The 20349-nt window shown below is 61.2% G+C and carries 18 protein-coding genes; 5 read left to right on the top strand and 13 right to left on the bottom strand.

Going from position 1 to position 20349, the window contains the following annotated elements; all coding sequences use genetic code 11:
- Window positions 1–1926, bottom strand: a complete 1926-nt coding sequence (locus EGY12_RS18940; protein ID WP_123894983.1) for a DUF3857 domain-containing protein — start codon at window positions 1924–1926, stop codon at window positions 1–3.
- A gap of 123 nt (window positions 1927–2049) precedes the next feature.
- Entirely contained in the window at window positions 2050–2619 is a 570-nt protein-coding gene (locus EGY12_RS18945; RefSeq protein WP_172962936.1) for an XRE family transcriptional regulator, read from the bottom strand.
- Between the two features lie 129 nt (window positions 2620–2748).
- Here EGY12_RS18945 and EGY12_RS18950 point away from each other — a divergent pair, with 129 nt between their 5' ends.
- On the top strand, window positions 2749–3645 hold the full coding sequence (locus EGY12_RS18950; protein WP_123894985.1) for a DMT family transporter: 897 nt from the start codon (window positions 2749–2751) through the stop codon (window positions 3643–3645).
- 208 nt (window positions 3646–3853) lie between these two features.
- Here the strand turns inward: EGY12_RS18950 and EGY12_RS18955 are convergent, their stop codons facing one another.
- The 4 genes from EGY12_RS18955 to EGY12_RS18970 form a co-directional block, all read right to left on the bottom strand.
- Complete coding sequence (locus EGY12_RS18955; RefSeq protein WP_123894986.1) at window positions 3854–4459, bottom strand: nitroreductase family protein; 606 nt, start codon at window positions 4457–4459, stop codon at window positions 3854–3856.
- A gap of 69 nt (window positions 4460–4528) precedes the next feature.
- Window positions 4529–5827, bottom strand: a complete 1299-nt coding sequence (locus EGY12_RS18960; RefSeq protein ID WP_123894987.1) for a cytochrome c — start codon at window positions 5825–5827, stop codon at window positions 4529–4531.
- Between the two features lie 28 nt (window positions 5828–5855).
- Window positions 5856–8114 carry a molybdopterin cofactor-binding domain-containing protein gene (locus EGY12_RS18965; RefSeq protein ID WP_123894988.1) on the bottom strand — a complete coding sequence of 753 codons (2259 nt, stop codon included), beginning with the start codon at window positions 8112–8114 and terminating at the stop codon, window positions 5856–5858.
- Complete coding sequence (locus EGY12_RS18970; protein WP_123894989.1) at window positions 8111–8584, bottom strand: (2Fe-2S)-binding protein; 474 nt, start codon at window positions 8582–8584, stop codon at window positions 8111–8113. Before EGY12_RS18970 ends, EGY12_RS18965 begins: the two co-directional genes overlap by 4 nt.
- Window positions 8585–9213: 629 nt before the next feature.
- Here EGY12_RS18970 and EGY12_RS18980 point away from each other — a divergent pair.
- Both EGY12_RS18980 and EGY12_RS18985 read left to right on the top strand, forming a co-directional pair.
- On the top strand, window positions 9214–9948 hold the full coding sequence (locus EGY12_RS18980) for a MurR/RpiR family transcriptional regulator (RefSeq protein ID WP_123894990.1): 735 nt from the start codon (window positions 9214–9216) through the stop codon (window positions 9946–9948).
- Window positions 9949–10084: 136 nt separating this feature from the next.
- Window positions 10085–11515 (top strand): 6-phospho-beta-glucosidase, encoded by a 1431-nt coding sequence (locus tag EGY12_RS18985; RefSeq protein ID WP_123894991.1) that lies wholly within the window; start codon window positions 10085–10087, stop codon window positions 11513–11515.
- Between the two features lie 55 nt (window positions 11516–11570).
- Here EGY12_RS18985 and EGY12_RS18990 read toward each other — a convergent pair whose 3' ends face one another.
- From EGY12_RS18990 to EGY12_RS19010, 5 genes are all read right to left on the bottom strand, one after another.
- Window positions 11571–12908 (bottom strand): D-serine ammonia-lyase, encoded by a 1338-nt coding sequence (locus EGY12_RS18990; RefSeq protein ID WP_123894992.1) that lies wholly within the window; start codon window positions 12906–12908, stop codon window positions 11571–11573.
- Between the two features lie 108 nt (window positions 12909–13016).
- A complete protein-coding gene (locus EGY12_RS18995; RefSeq protein ID WP_038871544.1) occupies window positions 13017–13706 on the bottom strand; it encodes a VIT family protein in 690 nt (229 codons plus the stop codon).
- A 26-nt stretch (window positions 13707–13732) separates the two neighbouring features.
- A complete protein-coding gene (locus tag EGY12_RS19000) occupies window positions 13733–14206 on the bottom strand; it encodes a VOC family protein (protein ID WP_123894993.1) in 474 nt (157 codons plus the stop codon).
- A gap of 11 nt (window positions 14207–14217) precedes the next feature.
- Window positions 14218–14568 (bottom strand): DUF1428 domain-containing protein, encoded by a 351-nt coding sequence (locus tag EGY12_RS19005; RefSeq protein WP_123894994.1) that lies wholly within the window; start codon window positions 14566–14568, stop codon window positions 14218–14220.
- 134 nt (window positions 14569–14702) lie between these two features.
- Window positions 14703–16115: a GGDEF domain-containing protein gene (locus EGY12_RS19010; RefSeq protein ID WP_123894995.1), complete on the bottom strand. Its 1413-nt coding sequence runs from the start codon at window positions 16113–16115 to the stop codon at window positions 14703–14705.
- A gap of 465 nt (window positions 16116–16580) precedes the next feature.
- Between EGY12_RS19010 and EGY12_RS19015 the strand changes: the two genes are divergently transcribed.
- On the top strand, window positions 16581–18641 hold the full coding sequence (locus tag EGY12_RS19015) for a TonB-dependent siderophore receptor (RefSeq protein ID WP_123895634.1): 2061 nt from the start codon (window positions 16581–16583) through the stop codon (window positions 18639–18641).
- Window positions 18642–18690: 49 nt separating this feature from the next.
- Here the strand turns inward: EGY12_RS19015 and EGY12_RS19020 are convergent, their stop codons facing one another.
- Window positions 18691–19152, bottom strand: coding sequence for a GNAT family N-acetyltransferase (locus tag EGY12_RS19020; RefSeq protein ID WP_123894996.1), 462 nt, complete (start codon window positions 19150–19152; stop codon window positions 18691–18693).
- A gap of 55 nt (window positions 19153–19207) precedes the next feature.
- The gene (locus tag EGY12_RS19025) at window positions 19208–20023 is read right to left on the bottom strand and encodes an alpha/beta fold hydrolase (protein WP_123894997.1); all 816 of its coding nucleotides are present in this window, start codon (window positions 20021–20023) and stop codon (window positions 19208–19210) included.
- Window positions 20024–20152: 129 nt separating this feature from the next.
- Between EGY12_RS19025 and EGY12_RS19030 the strand changes: the two genes are divergently transcribed.
- Window positions 20153–20320, top strand: a complete 168-nt coding sequence (locus EGY12_RS19030; RefSeq protein WP_253722867.1) for a hypothetical protein — start codon at window positions 20153–20155, stop codon at window positions 20318–20320.
- Window positions 20321–20349: the final 29 nt, after the last annotated feature.

Genomic DNA, 20349 nt, shown 5'->3' on the forward strand with positions numbered 1-20349 from the left:
TTACTTGCCGTTGGCTAATTCGCCGTACACCACCTGGCCGCGGAAACCGCGTCGCACCTGCTGGAACAGCTCGCGGAACGCCGGGTAATCCTGCGCCTGGCACAGCGCCTCCTTGCCGCGAATGGCGTTCACCTGCAGCTGATGATTGACGATCACCTGCTGCCCGTCGCGCCGCCACGCCACGTGATAATCGCCCGCCGCATTGCGGAACTGCCTGTCTTGCGGAATGGCGATGATCGGCACGTTGGCCGGCAGCTGCAGACGGTAGGTTTCGTCGTAGCGCTGCGCGCTGCAGTAGAACGGCGTTTCGTTGCCCGGTGCCGCCGTGGTGGTATACAGCGTGCGGAACGATTTGCCGCCAGGCGGATTAGGCAGCGTCATGCCGCCTACCACGCCGAAGTCGACGTAGTCGTCGGCCTTGAAACGGAAGCGATAACCGAACTGTTTTTTGAGATCCAGCGGATCGCTGTTCATCGCCACCTCGCCGCTGCCGTCGATGCCGGAGGCGGACATGATCGATGCTTCGGCCTGCGCCCGGTTCTGGCGGTTGATCTGCGAGAAGTAGCCCCGGAGGTCAATCTCTTCCACTTCACTCAGCCGCCGCTCGGTTTGCCCGTGCAGATTGCCCGCTTTGTCGAACACGAAATCGACGCTCAGCGCGCTTTTGACCGGCTGCTCGTCGCTGCCCGGCGTGCGCGCCAGCTTGGCGTCGCGCGTCAGCAGCACCGGCGCCCCCAGGTCGCCCTCCGGCAGTTGCCCGAATCGCGCCCACGGATTGGTGGAATCCAGGTACAGTTTAAACTCCGGCACGTAGGTGATGGCGTGATTAAAGCGGCTGAGCAACGGCACTTTAGGCAGTATCGGGCCTTCGTCCATGCCGATCAGCACCGGCGAGCTTGCAATGCCTTTGGCGGCGAGCAGCGCCTCCAGGATCACCACGTGGTCCTTACAGTCGCCGTAGTGGTTGTCGAGAATGCTCTGCGCCGAATTCGGCTCCAGCCCGCCGTTGCCCAGATACACCGCCACGTAGCGAATGTTTTGCGCCACCCAGCGATAGAGAGCCTCCGCCTGCTCGCGCCGATCGCTGATGCCGGCGGTGATGTTGTCCGCCAGCGCCTGAATGCCCGGCGTCACCTTCGCCGCCGCGCCGGCCTTCAGCTGGTAGGCCTTGGCCAACTGCGGCCACTCGCGGTAGGTGCTGGCCATGATGGTCGGGCTGAAAGTCCAGCTGTCCGCCGCCCAGTTTTGCGCCTTCATCGGTGCGCTGCGCGAATAATGCCAACGCCAGTGCGCCTGCCCCTCGCGGATCTGCGGCTTGTCCCCGCCCGCCACGCCGCGCGTGAAAATATGCATCGGCAGCTTGGCCGGCGCCTGCAGGGTCACTTCGGCATCGTCGAACTGATCGAAAACGCTGAATGTCTCCCACAGGCCGAAATAGTCGGGGAAGTACGGCGTGTTTTGCGTGCGGCGCAGTTCATACACCACGCGCGATCCCGGCGCCAGGTTGGAGAACACGATGACGCGCACTTTGCGATCGGCATACAGCGGCGCCGTGGCGCTGGAGTAACTCTCTTGGGTGTAGATGCGATCGGGCGCCACGTCGTGGCGCTGGCCGTCGGCGGTCAGCGTATAGGCGGCGACCACCTCCAGCGTTTCCATTTTTTCGCTGTAACTCAGGCGAATCTGACTGAATTTCTCGACCGCCGCCTTGGTCTTCAGCAGCACTTCGTAGCTTTCCGTCTTCACGTTGGTGGCATTGGCGTTGACGCGGTAATCCGCGCGATAGCGCACGAAGCTGAAATCGTTGTTGGCCGTGTCGTTCTGGCCCTGATCCGCCGTGGCGGGCGGTGTAACGGCCAACACGGTGGCCGGGTGCGTTGCCGTCAAACCGGCGAATAACAGCATGGAAGGAATAGCGATTTTCATCTTCGGTCCTTGAAGGGCAATAAACGGCGACGCCGGGCTATGCGCCCGTCCCGGCGTCAAAACAGGCGGGCACACTAATATAATTGAGAATCATTTTCAATAAACGGACCTTCAACGCCGGGGCTAGCCCTGTTCGATCAGCATCACGGCGGTGGTCTCCGGCTCCAGCGCCTCGAAAACGTGCTCTCGATCGGCGGAGTAGCTGATGTAATCGCCGGCGCTCAGCTCCTGCGGTTGGTCCGCCGGCCCGAGGCGTGCCCGCCCGCTGCTGATGATCACATGCTCGACGGTACCGGGGGGATGCGGCCGGGAAACTTTGGCTTCGCCGGGCTGCACCCGCAGCCGGTAAATGTCGCGCTGCGCCCCCGGCGGGCAGGTGGCCAGCAGCGTGGCGGCGTAGTTGCCCTGCTCCGACAGCGCCGGCGTTCCCTCATGGGCCCGGATCACTTGCACCTGCCTGCTCGGCTGTGAAATCAGCCGACTGACCGGCACGTCCAGCGCCATCGCCAGCGCCCACAGCGTTTCCAGGCTGGGATTGCCGCTGCCGGCTTCCAGCTGCGACAGCGTGGATTTGGCGATGCCCGCGCGTTTCGCCAGCTCGGTCACCGACAGGCTCAGCCGCTCCCGTTCGCGGCGGATTGCCGCCGACAGCAGGCCGATGGGCGTGATGTTCTGCATCCGATTGTCACTCATTGTTCGCTATGCCATCCATTTGTTCGACTTGACGAACAAATGCGTTCATGTTCATCATAATGTCCGATTGTTCATTTTAATGATTAAGCCGCTTCACTACAAGTACGGTCAGGCAACGAGGAAAACGACATGAAAACGAAAACGCGCGGCGCAGTGCAAATGATCCTCGCCATGACCATCTCCGGCACCGTGGGGTGGCCGGTGCTCGTTTTGGGGCAACCGCCTGCGACGGTGGTGTTTTGGCGCTGCGCGTTCGGCGCGCTGGCCATGCTGGCGACCTGCGCCGCACTCGGTCAGTTGAAACAAGGCGCGATCAACCGGCGCCAACTGGTCTTCGCCATTCTGGGGGGGATCGCTTTGGTGCTCAACTGGACGCTGCTGTTTGCCGCCTATAAACATGCCTCGATCGCTGTCGCCACCGTCACCTACCACGTTCAGCCGTTCATGTTGGTGGCACTGGGGGCGCTGCTGTTCGGCGAAAAACTGACGGCTAATCGGCTGGGCTGGCTTCTGTTGGCATTCGGCGGGATGGTGTTGATCGTCACCGGCCGGCAAAATAGCGCCGGCGGCGATGACTACCTGTTCGGCGTGGCGCTGGCGCTGGGCGCGGCCCTGATGTACGCCATTGCGGCGGCGATCGTCAAACAGCTGGCCACGCTGCCGCCGCAGTTGATCGTGTTGATTCAGCTGACCGTAGGCGCATTGGCGCTGGCGCCATTCGCCGGCCTGGCCACGCTGCCTGCTGCCCCCGTCGACTGGCTGCTGCTGGCGACCCTCGGCCTGGTGCATACCGGCTTGATGTCCACGCTGCTGTACGGTGCCATTCAGAAGATCCCCACGGCCCTGGTCGGCGCCCTGTCGTTCATCTACCCGGCGGTGGCGATCGTGGTGGACTGGGCGGTGTTCGGCCACCGCCTCAGCCTGCTGCAGCTGCTGGGCACGCTGGCGATCCTGGGCGCCGCGGCGGGCATGAACTTCGGCTGGCGGATCCCGCCGGTCATCCGACGGGCCGATAAAATCGGCTAATCCCGACAGGCGGGCAAGCTATGCACAATAAGGCATTCGTCTTGCGCTCGGCGCGGTGATATTTATTTAAACCGTGTAGGGTAGAAGGAGTTGACTATGTGGCATCACCGCCTGCAACGGCGCATCCGTTTCAGCTACTGGAACGAACTGTGCGTCGCAAAAAACAAGGGAAGGCACGAGCCTTCCCTTTTGTCATTCACCGTTCAGATCAGAAACGGTCGGTTTTCACCACGTCGTCGAACGGCAGTTTGCCGATGCGCGGATAGGGTTGCCCTGCCGCCTTGCCAATGGCGACCATCAGCGCGATCTGATAGTGCGCAGGTTTGTTGATGATCTCGCCCACGGCGTCGAAATCAAACCCGTCCATCGGGCAAGAGTCGTAACCCTGCGCCTTGGCCGCCAGCATCAACGTCTGGGCGAAGATGCCGCTGCTGCGCATCACTTCGTCGCGCTGCACCTGTGGCTTACCGCGGTAATACTGATCGACGGCCGGGATCATGAACTGCTGTACCGGCTCCGCCGCCTCGGCCCAAACGTTTTTTACCTGTGACTCCCAGCTCGACAGATCGCCACACAGCACGACCAGCATCGATGCGTCGGTCACCTGCGCCTGTCCCCACGCCGCCTCGCGAATTTTCTCGCGCTGCGCGCGGTCTTCGATCAGCAGCGGGCGCCAGTGCTGCAGGTTAAAAGCGCTGGGAGCGCCCTGCAGCGCGATAGTCAGCAACGCTTTTTTCTCTTCGAGCGTCATCACGTACTGCGTATCGAACTGCTTGGTGGCACGGCGCTGGCGGATTGCGTCTAACGTATTCATTTTACTGCCTCTGTCCATGTGAAAGGCCCTATTGTCACCAACGCGGCGCGGCTGTCCAGCCCCCGGCGGCTATTTCTGTGCGGTTTCGGCGCGCAAGCGGCCGACCTGAGCCGCCAGATCGGGCCACGGCGCCTGACCGGCATAGTGCTGCCGCAGGTAGTTGAGCAGTATGGCGATCTGCGTGTCATCCAGGTTATGGCGGAAGCCCGGCATATACCCCAGTTCGGCATTCGCCGGCCGCTGTATGCCATCCAACACCACGCGAATGGCGTTGTCCGGCGCCTCGGCAAACAGGTTGGTGTTCAGCGCCAATGAAGGCCTCACCCCCGCCATCTGCGCACCTTTTTCCTGCGCATGGCAAGCCATGCAGGCACCGGAAAACAGCCGCGCGCCTTGCGAGCTCAAAGGCTCCACCTGCCGTTCCGCCTGAGCGTTCAACGTGGCCGCCGTTGCGCCCGCCGCCGTTTCAGGATGATAGCTGCGCAGATAAACGGCGAGCGCCTGCAGATCGGCCTGCGGCAAACGGGACACCCCTTCTTCGATCACCGGCGCCATCGGGCCGGCGGCCACGCCGTGGTTGGCCGAGTAACCGGTACGCATGAAATCGACCAGATCCTGCTGCGTCCAATCGAGCGGAGCGGGTGAACGACCGGTCAACGCGGGCGCCGTCCAGCCCTCCGCTACGCCACCTGCCAGGTGGTCGCCACCGGTTTTCTCGCCGAACAGCACGTTGCGCGGCGAGTGGCAGGCGCTGCAATGCCCAAGCCCTTCGGCCAGATAGGCGCCCCGGTTCCAGGCGGCGCTTTGGGCCGGGTTTTCCTGCATCGCGCCCGGCGTCAGGAACAGCAGGTTCCAAGCGAAGATGCCCTGGCGGATATTGAACGGAAAGTGCAGATCGGTGGCCGGCGGCCGGTAGTTGACCGGCGGCTGTGACATCAGGTAGGCGTACAGCGCCTGCAGATCGTCGTCGCGGGTGCGGGTAAAGGCGGTATAGGGAAACGCCGGATAGAGATAGCGGCCCTGGCGATCGACGCCGTGGCGCATGGCGCGTTCAAACGCCGCATAGCTCCAGCTGCCGATGCCCGTTTCCACGTCCGGCGTAATGTTGGTGGTGTAAATGGTGCCGAAGGGGATCTCCATCGCCAACCCGCCGGCGTTGCGTTCGCCGCCCGAACGGGTGTGGCACACCGCGCAATCGCCGAGATCGGCCAGCGTTTTGCCGCGGGCGATCTGCGCCTGGCTGAAGCTGTGCGTCGCATCGGCGGCGAGCGGCGCGATTTCCGGTTGCCAACTGGCGACAACGCCGGCCACCACAACGGCGAGCACCGTGACGCCGCCCCACCCGACGATTTTTTTCATCTTACTCATTATGGCTGTCCTTGTTCGTTACGGGGGGTTAATGGCCGGTCTGAGTGCGCAGCGCGGCGAGCACCCGCGCCGGCGTGAACGGCACTTCGCGCAGGCGTACGCCGAGCGCGTCAAACAGCGCGTTGCCGATCGCCGCGGCACTCGGCACCGAGGCGGATTCTCCGGCGCCCATCGGCGCTTCCTCCGGGCGATCGATCAGCTGGATATCGATCTGCGGCAGTTCGTCGAAGCGCAGGATCGGATAGCCGCCCCAGTCCAATGAGGTCACCCCCGTCTCGTTGAAGGTCACAAACTCTTTCAGCACCCGGCTGGCGGACTGGATAATGTTGCCGTGCACCTGATGGCGTACCCCGGCCGGGTTGATCATGCGGCCGCAGTCATGCGCCACGAAAATTTTATCGAGCGTGATCTGCCCGGAGCGGCGGTTGACGCTGAGATCGCACACCCAGGCCGCCCAGGCGGCACCGAAGCCGGGGAACTTGCTGTGAAAATAGCGCGCATAGGCGAAACCGCGGCCGCTCACCACTTCGGCGCCGGCGGCGCGTGACCGGTGCGCCGGGCCGTCTTGCCAGTTAGCCTGCCGTTTCAGGGCTTCAATCAGGGCCACCGCACGCGGATCGTTCAGATAGCGCAGGCGAAACGCAATCGGGTCCTCGCCGGCGCGCCAGGCCAGCTCATCGATCCAAGACTCATGGGCGAACACGTTGGGCAGAGCCGAAACGCCGCGCATCCACGAAGCCCGCACGATCGGCGCGGCGTCCTGGCAGATCACCCGCATGTGCGGATACTCGTATTGCGGAATGGCGGTGCGATCGCCCATCTGCTGCACGTCGGCCCGGTTGGCCACTTTACCGGCCAACACCAGCGGCAAGGTCACGGCATTGTTGGAGGGATAGCTGGTTTTCAACTCGTAGGCCGCCACCCGGTTTTGCGCGTCGAGGCCGCCGCGCACCCGAATCAGTTGGCCGGTGCCCTTCGGCTCCCAGCCGGATTCCTGTTCCCGCATCAGCTGCACGCGTACCGGTCGGCCGGTGGCCTGAGCCAGCAGCGCCGCGTCCGCCGAGACGTCGTCGGCGCAGTTGCGGCCATAGCAGCCGGAGGCCTCCATGCGAGTAATGTGCACCTGTTCAGGCGGCAGCTCGAGCAACCTGGCGATATCCTTACGCAGATCGTGCGGGTTCTGCGTGCCGGACCACACCTGCGCCCGGCCGTTTTTGACATCCGCCACCGCGCAGGAAGGCCCGATCGAGGCATGCTGATGGTAAGGCCAGACATAGTCTGCCTGCACTTCGCTATGCAGCGCCGCCAACGCAGCGTCCGTTCCCGCGTCGTCGCGCAGCACGCGGTCGGTTTTTGGGTTGGCCTCCAGTGCGGCAGGCAGTGCTTCCAGCGACAGATCCGGCAATCCGGTCCAGGGTTTCCAGGTCGTTTTCAGCCGACGCATGGCGGCGATCGCCTGCTCCTCGCGTTCGGCCACGATGCCGATGAAATCGTTGATCACCACCAGTTTCACGATGCCTGGCAGGTGCGCAATCGAACTTTCATCCACCGACAGCAGGCCCCCGCCCAACGGCGCGCTGCTGTCGGCGCCTACGTATGGCGGGCGCACCACACGGCCATGCAACATGCCTGGCAAGCGCAGATCGTGCACATAGGTCAGCTCACCGCTGACCTTGGCCGGAATATCGACGCGGGCCACAGAGCGGCCCACATAGCGGCTCTGCCGTTCGCTATTCAGCGGTACGTTTTTATCCAGCGCCACGTGCAGATTCTGCCCGCTTGCCAGCTGCGCATAGCTTAACGAGCGCCCCGGGTTCTGCGTCACGTACACGTGCCCCGCCATCGCCGTCAGCTGTTCGGCCGGCAGTTCGAAGGCTTTGGCCGCCAGCGCCGTGAGCATGTGGCGCACCTGCGCCGCCGCCTGCCGCAGCGGCACCGACGTCACCTGAATGGTGGCACTGGCGATGGTCGGCCCTTGATCCGGCGTGCATTGCGTATCGCCGAGGATCATCGTGACATGATCAAACGGCACGGCGATTTCTTCGGCGACAATCTGCGCCAGTGCGGTGCGAATGCCGGTGCCCAGATCGACGTGGCCGTTGAACGCCGTCACCCGCCCATCGGCGGTGAGGCTGATAAAGCTGTCCACCCGATCCAACGGCAGATCGGCGAGCGATGTCACCGAATCGGCAGCGAAAACGCTAAACGGCACAGGCAACAGGCTGCTGACCATCACCACGCCGCCGGCCTGCAACAGTTGCCGGCGGGTCAGTTCGAGGCGGCTCATGCTTGCCTCCGTTCGGCCAGCAGAACGCGCGCGCGCGCGGCGGCCTGCAGGATCTCAATGTGAGTACCGCAGCGGCACAGGTTGTAGGCCAGCTCTTTCTTGATGGTTTGTTCGTCCGCCTCCGGCTCACGTTCGAACAGCGCGACCAGTGTCATTATCATGCCGTTGGTGCAGTAACCGCACTGCGCCGCCTGCGCATCGATAAACCCCTGCTGCACCGGATGCGGCGTTTCCGAGGTGCCCAAACCTTCCAGCGTGGTGACGGATTTGTTTCCTACGGCGGACAGCGGCATTGAGCAGGAGCGTGCGGCGACACCGTCGATCAGCACCGTGCAGGCGCCGCACTCTCCCAGGCCGCAGCCGTATTTGGGGCCGTTCAATTGCAGATCGTTGCGTAAAACGTACAGCAGCGGCGTTTCGGGCGCGATATCGCCGAGTGGAACCACCCGGCCATTAACATTGATTTCCATGGTGAAACTATCCCTTAAACAAACGGATTTAATCCGTAACATCACTGTGATGAATAATTTCACAGCGTGCTAATAATTATCATCAAAAGACTTGGTAATGTTAAGGGAATGTGGCCGTCATGGCTTTAACGAAAAGTGGGTATTTTCTATATATTTCCTATAGATAAGCCCAGTTTTATGATTGCGTCCCGTGATTATTGTCGTTCGTCAATGCGGCCTCGCCGCCATTGAGCAGCAGACGGAGGCCGGCTTCGAACCGCGCGTTTGCGCCCTTCTCCTGCGGCTTTTCAGTTCCCACATGATGGCGTGCGCGCCGACGCCGTGAGCCTGGTGCTGTTGTCTGCCGCCATGTCCAGAGATGCAACGCCATAACTTTGCCGTTCTTTAACTTTAGAAAGCAAAAACCGGCATTTTGCCGCCGGGATCCGCTGACCTATGCTAACCCGGTGTGATGAAACGCGTTTTCATGGCATGTCTTCCGGAACGTTTTGTTTTACTTTGTTCGTCGTGAACCCTGGGCCGCGCCTGACTGGTGCGGCTTTTCTTTTTGCCCGGCAGTGCCAGCGGCGGTGAATTTTGCTATGTTAACCCGCAGATAAGCTTCCCGTTTTCAGCCGCCGGATCGACTCATGTTTACCCATAAAGCAATCGCCGAGCTCAACGCCCTGGAGCTGATGGTTTATAACTACGTCAGCAAACACAAGAATCAAGTGATGTATATGACCATCCGCGAGTTGGCCGAGGCCGCCGGCGTGTCCACCACCACCGTGCTGCGGTTTTGCAAGAAAATGGGCTGCGACGGCTATTCGGAATTTCGCATCCGTTTCAAGCTGTATCTCGAACAGAGCGATACGCCGCCGGTCGATTCCGGCATCGGTGAAATACTCAGCTTTTTTAAAAGCGTCAGCAACGAAGAGTTTAATCAGCTGATCGATCAGGCGGTGCAACATATCGCCGCCGCCGAGCGGATTATTTTCGTCGGCATCAGCACCTCAGGCGCATTAGGGAAATATGGTGCGCGTTTCTTTTCCAACGTTGGGAAATTCAGCACCCACATCGACGATCCTTATTATCCCGTCAACAGCGACATGTATAAAAACGCGGTGGCGATCATGCTGTCGGTCACCGGCGAAACCGAAGAGATCCTGCGTCTGGCCAGCCAGTTCAGCCTGCACCACTGCAAGATTATCAGCATCACCAACAACGAAACCTCTTCATTGGCGCGGCTGGCGGACTTCAATCTCTCCTACCACGTTCCGCAGCATTTGATCGGCGGGCATCACAATATCACCACGCAGATCCCCGTGCTTTACATTATTGAAACCATCGGCAAACGGCTCGGGCATATTAATTCAGCGAAATAAAACAGGCTGTTTTTTTATTGTGACAAATCACTTTTCACGGTGATTTGTTATATCGTGACATTTCTTTCGGTCTTGCTACTCTATTCTCGACGCAGCGTTATTACCCTTCATTAAATAAACCGATGAGACATTAACGATGAAACAGTTGCCGAAGGATTTTCTGTGGGGGGGCGCGGTCGCCGCGCACCAGGTTGAAGGCGGTTGGGATCGGGGCGGCAAAGGGCCAAGCATCGCCGATGTGCTGTCCGGCGGCTCGCACGGCGTGGATCGCGTGATGACCGACGGCGTGCTCGATGGCTATCGCTACCCCAACCACGAAGCGGTGGATTTCTACGGACGCTATAAGCAGGACGTGGCGTTGTTCGCCGAGATGGGCTTCAAATGCTTCCGCACCTCGATCGCCTGGACACGCATCTTCCCCAACGGCGACGAGGCGACACCGAACGAAGCAGGACTGCAGTTTTACGACGATCTGTTCGACGAATTGCTGAAATACGGCATCCAGCCGGTGATCACCCTCTCCCACTTCGAAATGCCTTACCATCTGGTGAAGACCTACGGCGGCTGGAAAAATCGCCGTGTAGTGGAGTTCTTCGTGCGCTTCAGCGAGGTGGTGATGCGTCGCTACCGCGAAAAAGTGAAGTACTGGATGACCTTCAACGAGATCAACAACCAGAGCAACTACCGCTACCCGCTGTTCGGCTACTGCTGTTCCGGCGTGGACTACACCAAAGAAGACCACCCGGAACAGGCACTGTATCAGGTGCTGCACCACCAATTCATCGCCAGCGCGCAGGTGGTCAAACTCGGTCATCAGATCAATCCGGAATTCAAGATTGGCTGCATGCTGGCCTGCGTGCCGTTCTACCCGTATTCCTGCAAGCCGGACGACGTGATGTACGCCGTCGAGGCGATGCACCAACGCTATCTGTATACCGACGTGCAAATGCGCGGCTACTACCCAAGCTACCTGCTGCGCGATTGGGAACGCAAGGGGCTGAAGATCGAGATGCAGCCGCAGGACGCGCAGATCCTGCGCGAGGGCTGCACCGACTACATCGGCTTCAGCTATTACATGAGCAACGCGCTGCAGGCCAACGCGGTGGACGGCAGCGACGGCATGTTCGGCTTCCCGGGCAACGTACCGAATCCGCACGTCAAAGCCTCCGACTGGGGATGGCAGATCGATCCGGTGGGGCTGCGCTATTCGCTGAACGTGCTGTATGAACGCTATCAGAAACCGCTGTTTATCGTGGAAAACGGCTTCGGTGCCTTCGACAAGGTGGAAGCGGACGGTCAGATCAACGATGACTACCGCATCGACTATCTGCGCGCCCATATCGAAGAGATGAAGAAAGCGGTGATTGAAGATGGCGTTGATCTGATCGGCTATACGCCGTGGGGCTGCATCGACTGCGTGTCGTTTACCACCGGCGAGTACAGCAAACGCTACGGCTTCATCTACGTCGACAAGCATGACGACGGCACCGGCACACTCGAACGTTCGCGCAAGAAGAGCTTCGACTGGTACCGCCGGGTGATCGCCAGCAACGGCGAACAGCTGTAACTGCGCAGCAGACAGTCAGGGGCGATTTTCGCCCCTTTTTACTGCTTACTGCGTCTTATTCCGCCGCCTGCCCGGCGGCGAGATACTTCGCCATTTCCGCCGGCGGCACCATGCCGCCACCGGTCGCCCATACCAGATGCGTCGCCTGTGCCAGGTTCTCGGCGCTCACGCCTTGTTGACTCAACTGCCGCGCCTCGGCAACCACTCGCCACGGCCCGGCCATGCCCGCCAACGCGGACGGCTCCAGCTGGATATGCTCGTACTGGTCCAACAACCCGAGCAGCGCAAACATCTCTTCGTCGCGCAGGGTATAAAACGCGCTCAGCAGGCGCTCCATCGCCCGGCCGACAAAACCGGAAGCGCGCCCCACCGCCAATCCATCCGCCGCGGTGCGGTTGTCGATACCAAGATCTTGCACCGCAATGCCGTCATGCAGCCCGCTGTAGACGCCGAGCAGCATGCAGGGCGAATGGGTCGGCTCGGCGAAAATACAGTGAACGTGATCGCCGAACGCCAGCTTCAGGCCAAACGCCACGCCGCCCGGCCCGCCGCCGACGCCGCACGGCAGATACACGAACAACGGGTGCTGCGCGTCCACCACGATGCCCTGTTCGGCGAACTGCCGCTTCAGACGGCCGCCGGCCACCGCGTAGCCGAGGAACAGGGTCTGCGAGTTTTCATCATCGATAAAGAAACAGCGCGGATCGTTCGCCGCCTGTTTACGCCCCTGCTCGACCGCCACGCCGTAATCTTCAGCGTATTCCACCACCGTTACGCCGTTGTCGCGCAGCTTTTGCTTCTTCCATGCCCGCGCATCCGCCGACATGTGCACGCTGACGTCAAACCCCAGCCGGGCGCTGATGATGCCGATGGATAACCCCAGATTACCGGTCGATCCAACGGCGATGCGGTACTGGCTGAAGAACTGACGAAACTCGTCGGAAAACAGCCGGGCGTAGTCGTCGCCGGTCTGCAGCAGCCCCGCCTCCAACGCCAGCTTCTCCGCGTGCGTCAGCACCTCGTAGATGCCGCCGCGCGCCTTGATTGAGCCGGAGATCGGCAAATGGCTGTCCTTTTTCAGCAGCAGCTTCCCGCCAAGCCGCAGCCCGTAGCGCCGATCCAACGCCTGCTGCATGGCGGGGATCGCCACCAGCTCGGATTCGATGATCCCCCCAGTGGGCCGAGTTTCGGGAAAGGCTGCGGCAAGATAAGGTGCAAAGCGTGCCAGGCGCTGCTCCGCCTCGGCGACATCGGCGGCGGTCAGGCCGACATGGGGCAATCCGGCGACCAGCGTCGTCGCACGCGGATTGAACCAGGTGATGGGCTCGAGGGCGACCATTCGTTGCAACAAGGGATGCTGCGCAACCCACGGTTGAATCTCTGATTTTTGCATAAATGTCCCTGACTGATTTGGCGTTGCCGTCACCATGCCGCGAACGCCGGCGGCTGACAAATGATAAATACTGAACTTGGGGTGCAATAGATTGAAGCAAGCGCGACGCTACCCGGCCGCGACGCCAAACAGCATGCCGACGCCGGACGAAACCGCCATCGCCAGGGCGCTCCAGATCAGAATACGCGCCACGCCCGGCAAGATCGGCGCACCGCCGGTTTTCGCGGCGATGCCGCCGAGAATGCCGAGGGAAATCAGCGCCGACGCCACCAGCGCCGGCCGCGTCCAGGCGACCGGCACCCACAGCGCCACCAGCAACGGCAACAGCGCGCCAAGGGAGAAGCTGAGGGCCGATGCCAACGCGGCCTGCAGCGGACGGGCGCGCGTGGCGGCGGAAATGCCCAGTTCATCACGCGCGTGGGCCTCCAGCGCATCATGCGCCATCAGCTTTTCCGCCACCTGCCGGGCCAACGCCGGGTCCAGCCCGCGATGCACATAGATAGATGTCAGTTCGCGGAACTCCCCCGGATAGTCTTCGAGCAGCTCCGCCTGTTCTTCCGCCAACGCGGCCTTTTCGGTGTCCGCCTGCGACGACACCGACACGTACTCGCCGGTAGCCATCGACATCGCGCCCGCCACCCACCCGGCGACGCCGGCGATCATCAGCGCGGAATGCGAGGCGCTGGCCGCCGCCACGCCCAGCAGCAGGCTGGCCGTTGAGACGATGCCGTCGTTGGCGCCGAGCACCGCCGCCCGCAACCAACCGATGCGTTCAATACTGTGCCGCTCTCGATGCATCCTTTCTCTCCCTCGTTCTTTTTCCGCTAGCCCCGCGCCGCCGCTTCCAGGCCGGCAATGTCGATTTTGCCCATCAGCAGCATCGCTTCCGTTACCCGCCGCACGCGCGCGGCGTCGGGATCGTTCATCAACTCGGTCAGGCGCCGCGGCACGATCTGCCAGCACAGCCCCCAGCGATCGCGCAGCCAGCCGCACTGCTCCGCTTCGCCGCCCTCGCTCAACGCATCCCACAGCCGGTCAACCTCCGCCTGATCGTCGCATTCCACCATCACGGAAAAGCTGTGATTGAATGGATCCAACGGCCCGGCTTCGATCGCCGCATAGCGCTGGTCGCCCAGGGTGAAGGAAGCCAGCTTCACGCTGCCGGCTGGGCCGCTCGGCGTATCCGCCGGCAGTTCGGAAAACCAGTTCACGGACGAACCGGGGATCAGCGCGACGTAGCAATTCAGCGCCGCTTCCATGTCTTTTTCAAACCACAGATGTTGCGTAATTCTGGCCATCTGCGCCTCCTTCATGCATCCAGGATCGGCGCAAATCCGCCAAAGATCATGCGTTTGCCGTCAAACGGCATCTCGCCCAGCGCCTTCATGCGCGGATCGTTCATCATTTTTTCGTTAGCGGCGTCGCGCACCGCCTTGGAGGGGTACTCTATCCAGCTGAACACCACCACTTCACCCTCCTGCGCCTTCACCGCACCGCGAAAGTCGGTGAGATTGCCGTCGGGCACGTCATCGCCCCAACACTCCACGATGCGCGTGGCGCCAAACTCTTTGAACAGCGGCGCAGCAGCAGCCGCCAGCCGGTGATAAGCCTCCTTGTTGGCGGCCGGCACCGCCACCACAAACCCGTCTACGTATTTCATCCTGGCATCCTCTTGTCTGATTAAGGACAGTCGGTTCAGCGCGGACGACGTTGCCCGTGCCCTCTACCAGTTTAGACGGCGGGCGCGCGGCCCGGATCGGAAGTTCAGCGCTCAGGATCGTTCGGTGGGTAAGATTACGGCGTGGCGACCCGGTTACGGCCGGCGTTTTTCGCTTTGTATACCGCCAGATCCGCCAGTTTGAGCAGGTCAGCCAGGCTGTGGCCGGAACCGCTCGGGCAGGTCACCATGCCGATGCTGACGGTGATCTGCAGCGGATGGCCGGCCGGCATGGTGATCGACTCCGTCTCAATGCGTTGCCGCAGCCGTTCGGCCAGCTGCGCCCCATGCTGCGGCTGGCCGAGCGTCGAGACGATGGCGAACTCTTCGCCACCCATGCGGCCGAACAGGTCATTGGCGTTCAGATCGGCGGCAATCGCGCGGGTAAAGGCCATCAGCGCCTGGTCGCCGCCGGCGTGGCCGAAACGGTCATTAATCGATTTGAAATAGTCGATGTCGAGCATCATGACGCACACCAGCTCGCCTTTCTGGTCGATCACCCGCTCGCCGCGCTGCATAAACGCATTACGCGTCAACACGTGCGTCAACGCATCGTGATTCGCCACGTGCTCCAGCGTGCGCAGCAGCGCGTTGCGCGCATAGTTCATGCTGGCTACGGCGATGGGCCCCAGCGCCAGCAGCGCGATGCCCAAACGCATCGATACCGCGTTCTGCAACACCTTCATGTCGAGCGTCGAGCTCAACAGCCCGAAATCGATCGCCATGTGGCACCACAGCACATAAACCAGCACCGCAATCATGGTGCAGAACAGCGAAAAGGACATCGCCAGCCACAGCAGCACCGGCATCGGAAAGATCACCGCCCCGGGGCCGCCGATCAGCACGCTGCATAGCGCCGCCAGCGCCAGCAGAGCCAACACCGTGAGTTTTTGTCCTGCCTGCGGCCATTGGCTGCGCTGCATCAGCATGGAGCAGGCCGCGCGCAGGGGATGTCGCCAGTCGGCGGGAAACGCCAGAATGAACGGCATCAACGTGACGTAATTGGTGAATTCTGACGAGAACCACAGCGCCAGCGAGGTCAAATAAGGCCTGCCGAACAGCCACTGCGAGGTTGCAGCGCCCACCGCACCGGTAACGGCGGCGGCGGTCAGACAGATACCGAACAGGTACATGCTGGATGTGCCGCGCTGCAACATGCGCGCCTGAGGCGACAGCCGCATGAACCACAGATACCCTACCACCACGCCACTCAGATTGGCGGCGTTCAGCAGCAGCGTCTTTTGCAGCGAACTGCCGGTCAACAGATCCGCCGCCAGATACCCCAGCACCGCCATGCCCCATCCGGCACGCGTCGCCCATTTTGGGCGACGCACCAAAACGGCCAGCAGCACGGCGTTAACCGGCCAGAATAGCGCAAGAAAGCTGCCGGGACGACTCACGATGCCCAGCAGACACAGGACGAACACCAGCAAAAAAATGATGAGCGCGGGCCAGATTTTCCGGGTATCGGATAACGAGGTGGTTTGCATCTTGGGTCCAGAGACTTCCGCTAGCCTAAAGTGACAGTCTGTTCGCATCACAACCGTCGGCGGTGAGGCGAAAATAAACGGCCGACCCGCCTATTATTGCCAGTTTTGCCTGCCCGGACACCTGTTTATTCATCAAGGAAAAAATATTTGTGTATCAATATATTGACGGAATTCACCTCTCTGGCGCAGAAACTGCCAAGGCATTCCGGCCGTCTTGATCATTATGGTCAACTCAGCGGCTTTTTACCGGTAAAAACGCCGTATTTTTCCTGAAAGACAAAATTAAATCGTGCAATGAGGGGATGTCCTCTTTTTCCTCTATTCAAAACCAATAAATGATAATTATAATGATAATCGTTACTATTTATTGTTTTTCCATGGGATTATATGCACCAGTCAGTTCTTCACCACCCCACTAAAAGAAATAAAAATCACGTGCTTCGCACTCTGCCCCTGTTTGCCGGCCTGTTTCCCGCCCTGGCGATCGCCGCAGCCCCCGAAGCAAAAACAGAAGATGCCATTACGGTGACCGCCACCGCCCTGTCTGCCGGCAGCTATAGCGCTGATACCGCCTCAACCGGCAGCAAAACCGCCACGCCGATCGGTGAACTGCCGCAATCGGTCAGCGTCGTCACCTCGCAGGTGATTGACGACTTTCAGGTCAAAAGCGTCAACGACGCGATGAAATTCGTCAGCGGCGTCACCCAAGGCAACACGCTCGGCGGTACCGAGGACGGCTTCGTCAAACGCGGCTTTGGGGTGAACTCCGACGGTTCGGTGTTCATCGACGGCGTACGCAGCAACCAGGGGCTGAGCATGGATGCTACGACCGAGCGCGTCGAGGTGCTCAAAGGCTCCGCATCGCTGCTCTACGGTATCCTCAGCCCCGGTGGCGTCATCAATCTGATCAGCAAAAAACCGCAGTATGACTGGAACACCCGCATCAGCGGCGCCACCAACAGCTTTGGCGGCGGCAGCGGCAGCGTCGATGTGACCGGCCCACTGGGTGGCGGCTTCGCCTTTCGCCTGATCGCCGAACGCCAGCATGAGGATTACTGGCGCAACTTCGGCAGCGACGAACACACGCTGCTTGCCCCGTCACTCAGCTGGTTCGGTGACAAGGCCTCCTTTAACATCGCCTACAGTGAATATAAGTACGATATTCCTTACGATCGCGGCACCGCATTTATCGACGGCAAACCGGTCGATGTGCCCTACAACCGCCGGCTGGATGACTACGCCAACCGCGCCTGGGGCAAAAACAAACGCCTGAACGCCCATTACGAATATGCGCTGGATTCGATTTGGACCACCCGCCTCAACTACGCCTGGCTGCAACGCCGTTACGACAGCAACGAAGTGCGCGCCACCGCGGTCGACACCACGACCGGGATCGTTTCGCGCCGCGCCGACGCCAACCGCGGCTTCAATCACCAGACCGACTATTACTCGTGGGATCTGACCGGTTCGCCGCTGGTGTTCGGCATGCAGCACGATCTGCTGCTGGGCGTGGACTACGAGAAGAACCAGACTTATAAGGCCTATTCCTATCGCGGCAAGGTATCGAAGACGTTCAACATGTACGATCCGGCGTATGGCGAAGCGCCTGTCACCAACAGCACCACCTACAACGACGCGTTAAGCAACCTGCGCACCACGCTGTTCAGCCGCTCCCTGTACGCCAAGGACAGCATTCATCTCACCGACCGGTGGATTGCGGTGCTGGGCGCACGCTATCAGTCGTATTACCAGAACAACAGCAACGGGTTCCAGAAGCCGAAAAATACGCTCAATGACAAAGACGATCAGTTTTTGCCCCAGGCGGGGCTGGTGTATAAGCTGACGCCAAACCTGTCGCTGTACGGTAACTACAGCCGTTCCTTCACGCCATCCACCGCCATCGACGATAACGGCAACGTCGCCACGCCGGAAACCGGCACCACCTATGAGGTGGGCGGCAAATGGCAGATCACCCCGGCTTTCGACGCGACACTGGCGCTCTATCGTATCGATGAAAGCAATATGTCGATCTTTATCAACGGCGTAACCCGCAGCATTCCCAAAGCGCGTTCCACCGGCGCGGAACTGGAGTTGAACGGCGAAGTGGCACCCAACTGGGATCTCACCGCCAACTACAGCTACGATAAAACCGAAATCGTCGAAGACAACCTCAATCCGGCCAACGTCGGCAACCGGCTGGTCAACGCCCCGACCAATATGGGCGGCCTGTATCTCAGCCACCGCATGACGCTGCCGGTGGTGCCCGGCGAGGTGCGGGTCGGCGGCGGCGCACGCTATGTCGGCCGCCGCGCCGGCGATCCGGAGAACAGCTTCACCATGCCGGCCTACACCGTGGCGGATGCCTTTGTCGCCTGGGACAGCAAGCTGCTTGGCAAACATACTCAGCTGAAACTGAATGTGAAAAACCTGTTTAACCGCGAATACTATGCCTCCAGCGCCGGTAATCTGCGCGTGATTGAAGGCGAACCGCGCAGCCTCAGCCTGCAGGCGACGGTCGATTTCTAACCCCCCATCTCCGGGCGCCGTTTGGCGCCCGTTTTCTTTTCGCCCGGCGTCAAAGCGCCTTGCGGTACATCACGAAACCGGGGCGCTCCGCCACCTTGTCGTACAGCCGCATGGCGGTCTGGTTGCTTTCGTGGGTGTTCCAGTAAACACGCGGCAACCCCAGCTGCTGTGCGCGTTCATAGACCGCCGCGATCAGCGCCCTTGCCACCCCTTTACCGCGTACCGTCTCCGCGGTGAACAGATCCTGCAGATAACAGTTAGGCTGCAGCTGAGAGGTACTGCGGTGCAGGAGATAGTGCGTCAACCCGACCACCTGCCCCTGACGCTCAGCGACCAGGGCAAACATCGGTTCGTAGGCGTCAAAAAAACGCCGCCAGGTGGTCTGCGTCACCTCGTCGGGCAACGCCGTTGCCCCCTCACGGCCGTAAAATGCGTTATACCCTCGCCATAGTGCCAGCCAGGCGGCGTAGTCCCGCGCTTCCAGCGGCCTGACCATGATGCTTTCACTCATGATGTCCTCTTCGATGATGTCAAAATGCCCCGCCTCCAGCATAGAGCAGCGAGCGTCAGCGCGCAGGCGGCGGCATCACATTGGCGAGAAAATCCAGCAGCGCGCGGTTGAACAGCGCCGGCCGCTGCAGGGGCGCGAAATGGCTGACGCCCGGCAGCGTCACCAGACAGGCACCGGGAATGCTGGCACTTAGGTAAGCGGCATGCTCGGCGCGGATAAACTCATCGTGTTCGCTGTGAACGACAGTCACCGGCACACGAATGGCCGCCAATTCCTGCGCGCTGTAGTTCGGCTGGCTGCTCATCATCAGGCTCACGGCGGCGACGAATTCATCGAACTCCTGCGGCGTCGGCGACAGCGCGGCATAGTCCTGCACGTGGCGCGCGAAGCAGCGCTCGACGACCGGGTTGGCGGCCGGCGGTTTCACACCGCTGGGATCCATATTGCAGCCGAAGAAAAAGACGCCGTCCACCCGCTGTGGCGCCCGATGGGCGGCGATAAGCGCGACGCAGGCGCCGTCGCTCCAGCCCGCCAGCGCGGCGTGCGGGATCCGCAGTGCGTCCATCACCGCCACCAGATCATCAGCCATTCGGTCGTAACGGTAAGGCCGGGCGTCGCGGGTGCTGCGCCCGTGCCCGCGGCTGTCGATGACCAGCACGCCATACCCGGCAGCCAGCAGCGCCGGCAGCTGATACCCCCAGTTGCCGCTGTGGCCCAGGCCGCCGTGCAGCAGGATCACCGTCGGCGCTGCGCCATGGGTGGCATACCAGATGCGCGCGCCGTCATGTTCGACAAATCCCTGACTGGACGCGGGCGGCAACGGCGGCGCCCCCTGCGCAGCAAAGTGGGTCAACTCGTCGTCGGTTCGCATCTTTTCCTCCTCATTCGCCGACGTTGTGCGCCAACAAGGCATCAAAGGAGTATAGATCGCACCGGCGAGCGGTGCCGTTCGCTTTCCCGACATATACTTAAGGGAGGAATCGCAATGGAGGACGGTGAGATGAAGAAAATAATTCTCGTGTTTTTGATGCTGATGCTGAGCGGGTGTATCGGCGGAGGCGGCGGCCCGTCGAATGTGCCTTCGGCATCGCCGAATGAGCCTTATACCTGCACCAAATCCAGCGCCAACAGCGACTGCTCGCAATCGGTGGAACCGTCGATGTACTAGCCGCATTCGGCGGGCCGTCACTTAACGGC

The sequence above is a fragment of the Serratia sp. FDAARGOS_506 genome (assembly GCF_003812745.1).
GTDB lineage: Bacteria > Pseudomonadota > Gammaproteobacteria > Enterobacterales > Enterobacteriaceae > Serratia.